At 40.7% G+C, this 12,282-nt stretch carries 10 protein-coding genes; 4 read left to right on the forward strand and 6 right to left on the reverse strand.

What is annotated here, in order from left to right:
* Positions 1–31: 31 nt before the first annotated feature.
* Together ACM0OW_RS09700 and ACM0OW_RS09705 are read right to left on the reverse strand one after the other, a co-directional pair.
* Entirely contained in the window at positions 32–1,165 is a 1,134-nt protein-coding gene (locus ACM0OW_RS09700) for a glycosyltransferase family 4 protein (protein WP_414549848.1), read from the reverse strand.
* Between the two features lie 214 nt (positions 1,166–1,379).
* On the reverse strand, positions 1,380–2,873 hold the full coding sequence (locus ACM0OW_RS09705; protein WP_414549849.1) for a hypothetical protein: 1,494 nt from the start codon (positions 2,871–2,873) through the stop codon (positions 1,380–1,382).
* Between the two features lie 131 nt (positions 2,874–3,004).
* Between ACM0OW_RS09705 and ACM0OW_RS09710 the strand changes: the two genes are divergently transcribed.
* Entirely contained in the window at positions 3,005–4,210 is a 1,206-nt protein-coding gene (locus ACM0OW_RS09710) for a histidine kinase (protein ID WP_414549850.1), read from the forward strand.
* Between the two features lie 23 nt (positions 4,211–4,233).
* Here ACM0OW_RS09710 and ACM0OW_RS09715 read toward each other — a convergent pair whose 3' ends face one another.
* Positions 4,234–5,256, reverse strand: a complete 1,023-nt coding sequence (locus ACM0OW_RS09715; protein WP_414549851.1) for a diguanylate cyclase domain-containing protein — start codon at positions 5,254–5,256, stop codon at positions 4,234–4,236.
* A gap of 406 nt (positions 5,257–5,662) precedes the next feature.
* On the opposite strand from ACM0OW_RS09715, the gene ACM0OW_RS09720 reads away from it, so the two are divergent.
* Positions 5,663–5,923 (forward strand): chlororespiratory reduction protein 7, encoded by a 261-nt coding sequence (locus ACM0OW_RS09720; RefSeq protein ID WP_414549852.1) that lies wholly within the window; start codon positions 5,663–5,665, stop codon positions 5,921–5,923.
* 246 nt (positions 5,924–6,169) lie between these two features.
* On the opposite strand, the gene ACM0OW_RS09725 is transcribed toward ACM0OW_RS09720, so the two are convergent.
* Positions 6,170–6,733 carry a DUF2854 domain-containing protein gene (locus ACM0OW_RS09725; protein WP_414549853.1) on the reverse strand — a complete coding sequence of 188 codons (564 nt, stop codon included), beginning with the start codon at positions 6,731–6,733 and terminating at the stop codon, positions 6,170–6,172.
* A 202-nt stretch (positions 6,734–6,935) separates the two neighbouring features.
* On the opposite strand from ACM0OW_RS09725, the gene ACM0OW_RS09730 reads away from it, so the two are divergent.
* Positions 6,936–7,118: a hypothetical protein gene (locus ACM0OW_RS09730; RefSeq protein WP_089091508.1), complete on the forward strand. Its 183-nt coding sequence runs from the start codon at positions 6,936–6,938 to the stop codon at positions 7,116–7,118.
* A gap of 249 nt (positions 7,119–7,367) precedes the next feature.
* On the opposite strand, the gene ACM0OW_RS09735 is transcribed toward ACM0OW_RS09730, so the two are convergent.
* Positions 7,368–7,769 (reverse strand): response regulator transcription factor, encoded by a 402-nt coding sequence (locus ACM0OW_RS09735; protein WP_414549854.1) that lies wholly within the window; start codon positions 7,767–7,769, stop codon positions 7,368–7,370.
* Between the two features lie 149 nt (positions 7,770–7,918).
* A complete protein-coding gene (ppk1, locus tag ACM0OW_RS09740) occupies positions 7,919–10,159 on the reverse strand; it encodes a polyphosphate kinase 1 (protein WP_414549856.1) in 2,241 nt (746 codons plus the stop codon).
* Between the two features lie 171 nt (positions 10,160–10,330).
* Here ppk1 and ACM0OW_RS09745 point away from each other — a divergent pair, with 171 nt between their 5' ends.
* The gene (locus ACM0OW_RS09745) at positions 10,331–11,800 is read left to right on the forward strand and encodes a sensor histidine kinase (protein ID WP_414549857.1); all 1,470 of its coding nucleotides are present in this window, start codon (positions 10,331–10,333) and stop codon (positions 11,798–11,800) included.
* The last annotated feature ends 482 nt before the right edge of the window (positions 11,801–12,282 follow it).

A 12,282-nucleotide genomic window follows, 5' to 3' on the forward strand; every position in this document is an offset into this window, starting at 1 on the left:
CAATTCCTACCCTAGCGCAGACTGTTGAAAATTAATGAGTCGATATTGAATTATCAACAGTTTTTGTTAATCTTTTAGGAACGAGGTCGTTACAAATTTTTAATAATTGAGTCGCAACAAGGGCTGGAGCAAAGTTTTCGCTCACATATTGGCTGGACTCAAAGCCTCGTTTAATTGCTGCTTCTGGATCATTTAAGCAGATTCTCATACAGCTGACTAATCCTTCTACATCTTCATTTTCAAAAAATAGGTTGTGCTGTCCAGCTATTTCTGGTAGTCCTCCCATTCTGGAAACAATAGAGCAGGTTTGCACACTAGAGGCTTCTAGCACTACGTAGCCGGCTGGTTCTTGCCAGCGAGAAGGCGCAACTAAAGCTAGTGCATCTTGAACTTTTGCGAGTGCTTCCTGATTGGGGAGTTTACCTAAAAAACTAACACTGTCGAGAATGCCTAAATCAGAGGCTAGCTTTTGCAATTTTTTACCTTGTCCTCCATCACCAATGATTAATATTTGAAATTTTGGGGTTTCATTCTGCAATATTTGTGCTGCTTTTAATAGAATATCTACTCCCTTATCTCTATCTAATCTACCAATAAAAACAAATGTATATGGATTAGATAAAGTTTTTAAGGATTTTTGTTGATGCTGATGTTTAATTTCTATGGGATTATACAAAGTTTCTAGTGGATAGGGAAATGCACAGGATTCTCCTAAGAAACTGCTACAAGCTGTACGATAATCAACTAAAAGTGCTGTACATAGGCGGGCAGCGAGTTTAGCCCATTTAACCAAAGTGTATAATTTCCATTTCCAAGGTACATGAGGTTTAGGTAATGTCCTTTTTAATTCTGCTTTGAGTCTTTTGAAGAATGGCATTTTTTCATAACGATTATGGGTAGACTGATAAAAAATATAATGATATTTAATAATTATCTTTTTGCCGAAAAGTTTACAGATGATTGTAAAAAATAAATCATTGGAGTTTGTATGTACTATATCTGACCAGACTATATGATTCAAAATTTTTGCCCAATTGTCTTGTCTTGTGGAAATAGTTTTAACTTCAACTGCTCTATTTTTTAGCTCTGGAATAATTGCATTAATATAAGTTAAAACTCCAGAAATCTCTTCTTCATAATGACGGTGTTGAATTAAAATTTTCATGGATAAATTGGTGTTATTCAGTGGTTTTGGGTGATTTAAATTAATGGTATGTGAGGTTGCGCTTGATTCGTCCACAGGAAGCAATGTGACTGGCTTACAAGCAAAGCCTGCTGATGTGGGCTAATTATGCGCCTCTTTATAAATAATACATTCCTGTATTTATTTTTACTGAAAATAGCAAGAATAAAGCCCACTTGTGCAGGCTGAGAAATTTTTATTTTTTAATGTGCGGTGCTGGTAATTCATTCAAAACTCGCCAAAGTACTGTGTAACTACCATCATCACGGCGGCGCACTGGACGGAAGGCTAAGATCATGTCACTACTGGGAATATTTTGTAGTTGCTTTGAGGATATAGGCTGACCATTCAACATGGTATCTGGCAATTGAAATTGTAGCGATCTCACTACATAAGTATGGTTTAATTCAGCTTCAGCATAGGGCAAAATTCCTGCCTGATTTTTACCTGTCAAAAACCGCCTTCTTTCTACTTGTAAAGCTTCTAACTGCTGGGGCGGTTGGTAATTGAGCAGAAAGTCTCGCGTTGGTGAAGACGCGACAGCTTGTAGCCGTCCATCTAACTTATCTAGGGGGATATCACCCACGTCAACCATGAAACTATAATCTACGCCTTGATCCACTAATTGAAAGCGCTCCCCACTAAGCTGAAGTGCTAAACTAGGATTAAATCCATCCTTAGCATCACCCAAAGAGGGGAAAGGATAACGCTCACTAACATTGGGTTGCAATCGATTCCACAGAGTATTCAGGGGACGTTGGTAAACTGAAGACTGTAAAACACGGAAAATACCAGTCCGAGGCAACTCCAAGAACTTAGCGTAAATTTGAGGTTCTTGCAGATCAAGTCCGTAGGCAAAGCGCTCAAGTACTGCCGCATTTTCCCAAGGATCTGTAAAGCGAATTTCTGGGGGAAAAGCCGCTTGTGCTGCGGTCAAGATTTGCTTGGCATTTGCCAAAGTAGTCAGTGCTGACTCAGGGGCTGCAATTGCAGGTTGTACAGGCGGTGCATAATTGGCTATGGCTGTTTTGGCATTTCTCCCAATTAAGTGTAATTGTGGGGATTCTGCTGGCGATCCTAAAGTGTCCGACGATAAATTTGGTTCCCATGTAGAGAAAGATACTGCTGGGTTTCTCAGATCAGGATACTCTACAGGTGCAATAGCAAGCACAGGATCTGATTGGCGTTCACCAGTGACTAGGGGTAGCTGTCTGACTAAAGCTAATTCACCCCGTCTAGATAACAGTATGTCTAGCACTGGAAATAGTTTTAATAACTCCTGGCTAGAAGTATACAAAGGGCAGTAAATTTGATCTGGGGCTTTAGTTAACTGGTCAAGTAAGGGCGACAGATTTCTCAATGAATCTCTTTGAGAATTACAGAAAGCTTGGGGATTTTTTTGCTGACGATTCACAAAACTTTCTACCGTCTTCACTTGAATTCTTAATTGTCCTCTCACCGCTCGTATACGATTGACATCAGGATCTGTGAGTGATTGCTCAATCCGAGCCATCAAATCTAGCTGACGCTGTACCAGTCTGCCAGCTTCAGTATAAAAATTTTCATCTGTTGGCTTTGATGTAAGATTTTGAATTAGGGGAGATTGGGACTCGTATCCAACAGCCAAAGTGATTCCTGGAAGGTAAATTAGACCAAAAGGCAGCAAAAAGCTGAAAAAGAAGTGTCTCATGTCAAAAACGCCGAGCAGATAGGAGGATGAAAAATCTAAAATAGATATTAAATTGAAGAAAATCAACGACCATCGACAACAGTCAATCCATTCTACTTTCTGTTAAGCGAAGCGTCGCCAGGTTGTTACCAGTGCTGAAACACGATTACATGCAAGTTTCCCAGGATCAGCCTATTTATTCTGAGGCTCCACTCCAACTGTTGCTATTTGTCGATGGACGACCAAAGTCTCGACAACAAGTGCAGCGTATCCGTGCTTACTTAAAAGAATTACAAGCTCAGTATAACTTTGAACTTCAGATTATTGATGTAGGGCAACAACCCTATTTAGCAGAACACTTTAAATTAGTTGCTACGCCAGCTTTAATCAAAATCCACCCCGAACCGAGACAGATTATCGCTGGAAGTAATATTATCGCCCAATTGAAAAATTGGTGGCCTCGCTGGCAAGGGGCTGTAGATGCTTACTTAAAATTGCAAGAAGATTTACAAGAACGAATCGATGACAACACTCGGATGTCATCACCAAAATCTACAATTCGTTCGGTAGCTGTTTCTGCGGAACTGATTAAACTTTCAGACGAAGTTTTTCGTTTAAAACAAGAAAAAGAGAAACTTCAGGAGCAGTTACAATTTAAAGACAGGGTAATCTCTATGCTGGCGCACGATCTTCGCAATCCCCTCACAGCTGCGGCGATCGCCATCGAAACTCTCCAATCTAATTACAATATCGAAATGGCGGCATTTGTGCGGCTCAAACCAGCTATGGCGGCACATTTATTAAAACAAGCCCGGATTCAAACCAAGACAATTGACCGGATGATTGCTGATTTGTTGCAGGTTGGCCGGGGCAATGATACAGAATTGCCAATCATACCCCAAAAAATGGAACTTGGTAGCCTTTGCTTGAACGTATTGGAAGAATTGCGCGATCGCTACACTGCCAAATCCCAACAAATAGAAACAGATATTCCGCAAGATTTACCCAAGGTCTATGCCGATCCAGAACGTGTGCGCCAAGTGCTAATCAACCTGTTGGATAATGCCATCAAATACACGCCAGAAGGCGGCCAAATCAGCATTGCTGGATTACATCGCACAACCCAAAAAATTCAATTTAGTATTGGTGACACTGGCCCCGGAATTCCCTTAGAAAAGCGCGATCGCATCTTTGAAAACCACTACAGGCTACAACGAGATCAAGCGATCGATGGGTACGGCATTGGTCTTTGTTTATGCCAACGTATTATTCAATCACATTACGGTCAAATCTGGGTAGATTCTGCCCCCAATGGCGGCGCATGGTTCCATTTTACATTGCCTGTATACCCAGCTTAGAGAGAGAAAATAGCCAAAAAATCTCATTTTTGCACAATTTGATTGCGCCCCTTTTTTTTTGCTTGGTAAAGTGCCTGATCCGCAGCCATCACTAAATCAGCCGGGGAGGACTCCCATGTAGGCGTAATCGTTGCCACTCCCATACTAATGGTGACATACTGACTAATCGCAGAACCACTATGAGAAATTTCTAAATTCATGACACCAACTTGCATGGCCGTGGCGACATATAAAGCACCAGCAGCATCAGTCTTAGGCATAATCACAGCAAATTCTTCACCACCATAACGTGCGACCAAAACTTGATTGTTTTGCGCCTTATAGTTGAGAACATTACCCACCTCCCGGATGCAAATATCTCCGGCTGGATGACCATATTCATCGTTATATAATTTAAAGAAATCAATATCACATAAAATTAATGATAAAGGCGATTGTTTCTGTGCTGAGTGAATCCACTGGGTGTTCAGATAATCATCAAAGCGACGACGATTAGCCAGCCCCGTTAAACTATCTATATTAGCCAAATGCTGCAAAGCCTGATTTGCAGCTTCTAATTGTTTATATACTTGCGCTTGTTGGAGTAATTTTCGTAATCTTTGCCGCAATACCGCCCAATGAATTGGCTTAGTCAGGTAATCTGTTGCACCGGCATCAAAAGCACGGTCTACAGACTCTTGATCATCTAAACTTGTAATCATCAATATGGGAGTGCGTTCCCATAACTTCGAGATCACAGCATTGCCCAAAGGAGATTCAGTATCAAGATTTTCCAATGCTGTCATCAAATTGTTTCTGGCAATTTGCAGCAATCGTCTACAGCAAGTAAAGCCATCCATCACAGGCATTATTGCATCTAGTAACACTATATCTGGTTTGACAGTTTCATAAGCATCTAAACACTCCTGACCGTCAGCAACCTCAACGACTCGATAGCCTTCGTTTTCCATAGCTTCACGCAACAGTAATCGAATGGTCTTGTCATCATCAGCCACCAGAATCACTGGCGGTTGTTTAGATCGAGAAATCCGGGTTAGGCATGACATGAGTAGCGTTCCAGTGAAAATGAGAGTATCGGGTTAGGAAAAAGCTGAGAAAACCTAGACCTCATCACTAAATCGCCTACAAGCGAGAGTTGTTTTACAGTAGTAAAAATCCTGAAACAAACTTGGTGATTCAGTCTATTTTGTGTGATTGAGACCAGAAAAAAGTGTAATTTCAAATGGAGATATTTATATTCCTGGCAAAAGATAGGTGACTTTTGATGAAAAATATCAGTATACTACCTAAGATGGTGCAGAAGTATCAAAAATAGATGAGTTAACTGGCAGATAACGCTTGTTTTAGCCAGTAACAAAAAAGGCTGTAATGCCTATTTACCCACAAAAACGGTCAAAAAATTTCATTTTACCATTCTGTTTAAAGATTAAAATTTATTGAGAATATTCTTAAATGCCAGACTCACTCATGTATCAGCAGGATAATTTCGTCGTTCTAGAAACAGACCAACCAGAACAATTTATGACAGTTAATGAATTGTTAGACAAACTCAAGCTTGTGCTACAAAAAATGAGTCGTCAGGATTTGCCCACAGATTTACAAAAGTTTGATTCTGTCAATGCTCAAGCCCAATATTTAATTGATACAAGTTGTGAATTGGATGTTGGCCCAGGAAAATATTTGCAGTGGTACGCTATCCGATTAGAAAAGTAGCTGCCTATCCTTGATGAATTTAGGTGGGGCTGAAAAACGAAATCAAACCTTGGATAGCAAAGGGCTGTAAAGTCCAGGAGGCGTAGCTACGCTTCTTGCGGCGATGAGTGCTGATTGCTGTTGGCAAGGGGATTTAGCCCGGATAAACCCAGGTTATTAACCTCAAGCAATCAACACTAACTAAACCGTCTGGGCAATTGCTATATTTCAGGCAGGACTTAAGTTTAAATGCAAACTTTTAATTATTTACTCAGTTTTGCTTACTTCTGGTTGAGTAACAATTGTTAATTCAATCATATCTTCCCCAACTTCTGTAATTTTAATATCTACTCCAGGCCCAAAATATCTGATCATTTTTTCCTGTTTTTCCTGCCAATCATCAAATGAAATGAACGGCGAATCAAATTCTAAAATTAAGGCATAAGCCCCATTAATTTCGATTTCTCGCAAACCTGTCACCTCTGGGCGCTCTTCATCTGTGGGACTCAGACCAAGATAAGATAGCGCTTCATCTAAATGAGCTTCTTGACCATAACAGTATCGAGTGATGTCCTTGCGAATTTTATTTTGAGTGATAGTTGCTTGCTGTTCCCGCAAGAGTAATACTGAGGGAGTTGTATCTTGACTGAAGGGTATAGGCAGAATTTCATTAGCTTTGAGCGCCAGTCCTCCTAAAAAAAGAGGAAACCCATAAAAAAACCCGACCAGATTAAGTGTGGCATTATCAGCAGCATAGGCGACGAAACCAACAATGATTAATATACCGCCGATGGTTAAACCGATAGTCCCCAAAGAAATTTTACGTAACATGAGCTGAGGATTTTATAAATTCTTAACATCTTATGTTTATTATCATCGCTTATTGGTAACAGTTAAGGAAGAGTTCCTCACGCAGAACTATAGATTGGTGGAATTCATCCCCATACCTCTGGTGCAGATGCGACTCATCGCGTCTCTACGCCATTTTGGGTTAACTTTAGAGTTGAGGCTATTTCAAGACTGGAAAAAAATCATGGATTTACAGACTATAAAAGAACGAATTGCCGTAGTTCAAAGCAAGCGTGAGTACCTACTCAGCCTTTTGGAGCAACCAAACTTAGGCACTTTAAGGATTGATGTTAACCAGGCTTTGGAAGAAATGGATGATTTAATTGATGAATTTAAACGGACTATTCCGGAAACAGATAATAATTAGGCTACACTAGGTATACGAAAACACACAGCAGCGCTAACATAACCGTGAATTAGCGGTTAAATTGGCGCTGTTTCTCTATAAAAGCAAAGTGCTGTTAGCGGTAGCGGGGCGTTTAGCCCGTGCTGAGTAGAAACCAATTTATCTCAAGGCTTTCAACAATCAACAATGTCCTAACTTCCTTGGCGGTTGCTATAGAACGCAGCCTGAGTGAAAATTTGACAATAATTTGGCAGCGTTAGCTATTCTGACTTAAGCATTGCCGGTACGTTCTCCTAATTGTCTCACCAAAGCAATCAGTTGATTTGTGGGAACATCTTTTTGGCAAATATCGTCAAAATTTACTGTATTCCTAGCGCCCAAATTCGCATCTTCGACTGAGGAATAAGCCAGGATTTGAGTATGGGGAGATATTGCTTTAATCTGACTAGAAGCACTCCAACCATCCATAACTGGCATTTGTAAATCTAGAACAATGACATCAGGTTGGCAGCTTTTCACCATTTCTATAGCTTCTTGACCATTGCAAGCTAACCCAACTACGTGGAGATTTTCTTGCGCCGAAAAAGCTAGATGTAGAGTTAAACGTGTAAGTTCGTGATCATCAACCACTAGAACACGTAAGGTCGTAGATCGACAAGAAAGCATTAACATTTAAGGGAATAAAAAATAGATACCATAACCCCTACAGCTTATGGGAAAACGCACCATAAAGCACTCTATCTTATGGGTGAATAAATTTTCTTTACCCATATTAATTAACCAGACAGTTTACTCAGGAATTAAATTTATTTAAACAAAATTTAATTCCTCTGTTTGTCTGTGTAGTAGTAACTCTTTTTGGAATCAATCAAGTTTGAGGCTATACCAGTTGAGCGTAATGCCATATTTATCAGAGTTTTTTGGGAATTAGTTTCTGGACAATCTACAGCTTCGCCATCCAAGCTATCACCTGGACGACGCTGGATATAAGTACCATCAGTTTGTAATTCCCAGGCTTGACGATTATCAGCTAACAGAATCCCCATAATTTCTTGCAAATCTTTAGCAATATCTGGATCTTTGATTGGGGTAATTACTTCAACTCGGCGATCTAAGTTGCGACGCATCCAATCAGCACTGCCAATATAAATTTCCTCCTGTCCATTATTATGGAAATAATAAATGCGAGAATGTTCTAAGAAGCGGCCAATAATGCTGATGATCCGAATATTTTCACTGATGTCTTTGAGTCCTGGACGCAAACAGCAAATGCCTCGAATAATCAGATCAATTTGGACTCCCGCGCGAGAAGCTTCGTATAAAGTGGCGATAATTTGGGGGTCTACCAGGGAATTCATTTTGGCAACAATGCGCCCAGAAAAGCCATTTTGAACATTTTCTATTTCCCGATGAATTAATCCCAAAAAGCGATCGCGCATATTTACAGGTGCAACTAGCACTTCTCGATAAGATTTTTGCCGAGAATAGCCGGTTAAAAAGTTAAATAAATCTGTAATATCAGCACCCAATTCTTCCCGACAGCTAAATAATCCCAAATCTGTATACAATCGTGCTGTTTTAGGGTTATAGTTTCCAGTCCCTATATGTACATAGCGGCGCATCCGGTCTTTTTCTCGTCGCACCACCATGACGGTTTTGCAATGGGTTTTTAGCCCTACTAAACCATAGACAACGTGAACGCCAACTCTTTCTAAACTCCGCGCCCAGTAAATATTATTTTCTTCATCAAACCGCGCCTTTAATTCCACTAACACAGATACTTGCTTGCCATTTTCCGCCGCAGCAATTAAAGCTTTGACTATGGGCGAGTCTCCAGAAGTGCGGTAAAGGGTCATTTTAATCGCCAGCACATTCGGGTCATGGGCTGCATGGGTGATGAAGCGAACCACTGTTGAGGAGAAGGATTGATAGGGATGATGTACCAGCAAATCCTTTTCCCGAATGACTGCAAAAAAGTCTTGACCTTCTTCTAATTCCAAAGGATCTGAGGTTAAACTCGGTTCTCTCAACCTTTGCAAACGTGAAGGGACTACAGATTGACGTGGTGGTTCTTTGAGTTCGGGTAATGGCAAGGCCATAAAATACATTAAATCCCGGAGTCCTAAAAGACCATCAACTTCATAAACATCATTTTCGGTTAAGTCTAAATCTTGCAACAACCGAGAACGGATGGGGTCAGGTGTTTGGGATTTAATTTCTAGTCTGACGGGAGTCCCACCCATGCGCCGTTTGCGTAATTCTTGTTCAATGGCTAACAGCAAATCATCTGCTTCATCTTCTTCTAAAGCCAAATCAGCATCACGGGTAATGCGGAAGGGATGATATTCTTGGATATTCATGCCTGGAAATAGAAATTCCAGGTTATGAGCGATCGCCTGTTCTAAAGGTACACCAGTCCAGTGAGCAATTTGTCCGGTTTCAGAAATTCCTAACTCTGGCGGTATAGGCAAAAATCGCGGTAGCACACTGGGGACTTTCACCCTGGCAAAAAATTCTTCTTCGGTGTCGGGATTTTTGACCACAACTGCCAAATTTAGGCTGAGATTAGAAATGAAGGGGAAAGGATGGCTAGGGTCAACCGCCAGGGGAGTCAGAACCGGAAAGATTTGTTCTTCAAAGTAATTATCTAAATAAGTCCGTTGTTTTTGATTTAAATTAATGTAGTCCAGTATATGGATGCGATGACTAGCCAACAGAGGTTGTAGGACTTCTTCAAATTGTTGGTGCTGCTTTGTAAACAGAGGACTGAGGGTTCCTCTAACATCCTCTAGCTGTTTTTGTGGTGTGCGACCATCAGGAGTTAACTGGGCAACTTTCGCTTCTACTTGTTGTTTTAAAGCAGCAATCCGCACCATAAAGAACTCGTCTAAATTGGCGCTAAAGATTGCCAAAAATTTTAGTCGTTCTAAAAGCAGTGTCCGGGGGTCACAGGCTTCATGGAGTACGCGACTGTTAAATTCTAACCAGCTTAACTCGCGGTTAATGTAATATTGCGGATCGTTTAAATCAATGGGATTAGCGTTCTTTTTTGATTTCGGCATAACGATCTCAGGGTAGCCAGATGAAGCTCTACAGCTGGGGGACAATACCTATAGTAAATTAAATTGGGGCTGGAGGGAAACTCTCAAGTTACATTAATAGCGAAATCTTCACTGGACAAATTTTGCGGTAATTTCAAGAAGAATAACCACAGAATTTTTCTGCTTTGCCAAATGTTTCAAGCTACTCGCCGCCGTCTTGCTATCTGGTACACTGCCGTCACTGCGATTTTACTTTTACTATTCGCCAGTGGTGTATATTTATATGTCCGCAGTACATTAATTGAGCGCGTTGATGATACCCTTCATCACGTAGTGGAAATTGTCGAGCGCTCTTTGGTAATTTCGCCAGTTGATGGGGATGGTGAAAAACTGCGCGTTAATGTAGAAGCCAGTTTTCGCGACAATGCCAGCACAGTAGAAGATGACCACATTGACCTAGAATGGTTTAGTCCCAATGGTAAATTAATTTGGTCAACCCTATCAGAACCTCTAAATATACCCATTCATGGTAGCCATCTCGGTGAAACTGTCAGAGTCGTTAAGCAAGAAAAGCCGGAAGATGGCAAAAATCAAGACTCAGCACGGGCTAAACGCCCCGCTATCGCTAACAGCACTCAGCACTCAGCACTCCTACTTAGACAAGTTACCCAGCGTGTAGAAGTGGGACGGCAAGTATTAGGATATCTGCGTGTTAGTCATCCCTGGTTTGAAGTTACTAAACCCAGTCGTCAGTTAATCATTGATTTGGCATTAGGGACTTGGTTTATGGTGCTATCTGTCGCCGGAAGTGGCTGGTTTCTGTCAGGTAAAGCGATGGAACCAGTGGGAGAATCTTACCAACGCCTGAAACAATTTACGGCTGACGCTTCTCACGAACTCCGCAGTCCCATTACTTTGATTCAAACTAATGTGCAAGTTGCACTGGCTGATTTAGAATTGGCAGACTCACAAACTACTGCTTTTGTCAACTATCGCCAACAATTAAAGGTAGTGGAAAGGCTAACACAGCGATTGGGTAAGCTAGTCAATGATTTGTTGTTCTTAGCCAGAAAGGATAGTGGTATTAGCCAAGATGTGTTTTCATCTTGTCCTTTGGACGCTTTACTAATGGAAGTAGTTGAAGAACAACAATTATTAGCCCACGAAAAAAAAATTACTTTAACTTTGGATTTGGTTGATCCTCCTACCTCGGAAACTAGCCCCGAATTATTAGAAAATTGGTTTACACTTCCGGGTAAATGGGATCAATTGCTACGGCTATTGACAAATTTAATTAGTAATGCTTTGCAATACACCCCAGCCGAGGGAGAGGTGTATGTACAATTGGCGCGTCTAGAGGGAAACAATCGCGTTTCTAAAGTTCGTTACAACACGAATTTATTGCAAATTAAAGTCCGCGATACTGGTATTGGTATTCCCACCGAAGCCTTACCCCGCTTATTTGACCGCTTTTATCGGGTAGATCCAGCCCGTACCCATCAGACAGCAAAAACTAATGCAGCAAGTTCTACAGGTTCAGGATTAGGACTAGCGATCGCTGCGGCAATTGTCGAACATCATCAAGGTCATCTGCAAGTTGAAAGCAATATCGGTCAAGGTACAACTTTTACTGTCACTTTACCAATCACTCTAGAGTATTAAATTTATTCTTAACATTTGTTTCTGGTGATAGATGAAAACTATCAGTTTATCTATTAACTTAAGTGATAGCGCTTGTAAAAATCTAAAGCTACATAAACTGAGTCTTTGCCAGGACTTGATGCGACCTGTGTAACGAGGTTGAGTTTGTCCAGCCACGATTTTGCTAACAGTTTAATATTGCTACTTTGCACATTGTCTTTGGTAGTTATATCAACTGCTAGCTTTAGCTTTGCTAAATACTTGCATAATAAATTTTTGGAGGTTTATATGCCAATTTCTATTAGAAAAGATGTTGCTTATATTTTGCTTAAAAAAATCAATGATACTGGGGAAGGAATGCACGAAGTGAGGTTTAATGAGGCTGATTTAGCCAGTCGTGAATTAACTCCAGCAGAATTTTTAGGACATTTAGATTATCTGAATCAAAAGGATTATATTAATGCTGAGTTTACAGGTAATGCTTACGCCAGTAATGATGTTCC

Origin of the sequence: Anabaena sp. CCY 0017 (assembly GCF_963920885.1) — a bacterium.
Taxonomy (GTDB): Bacteria; Cyanobacteriota; Cyanobacteriia; order Cyanobacteriales; family Nostocaceae; genus Nodularia.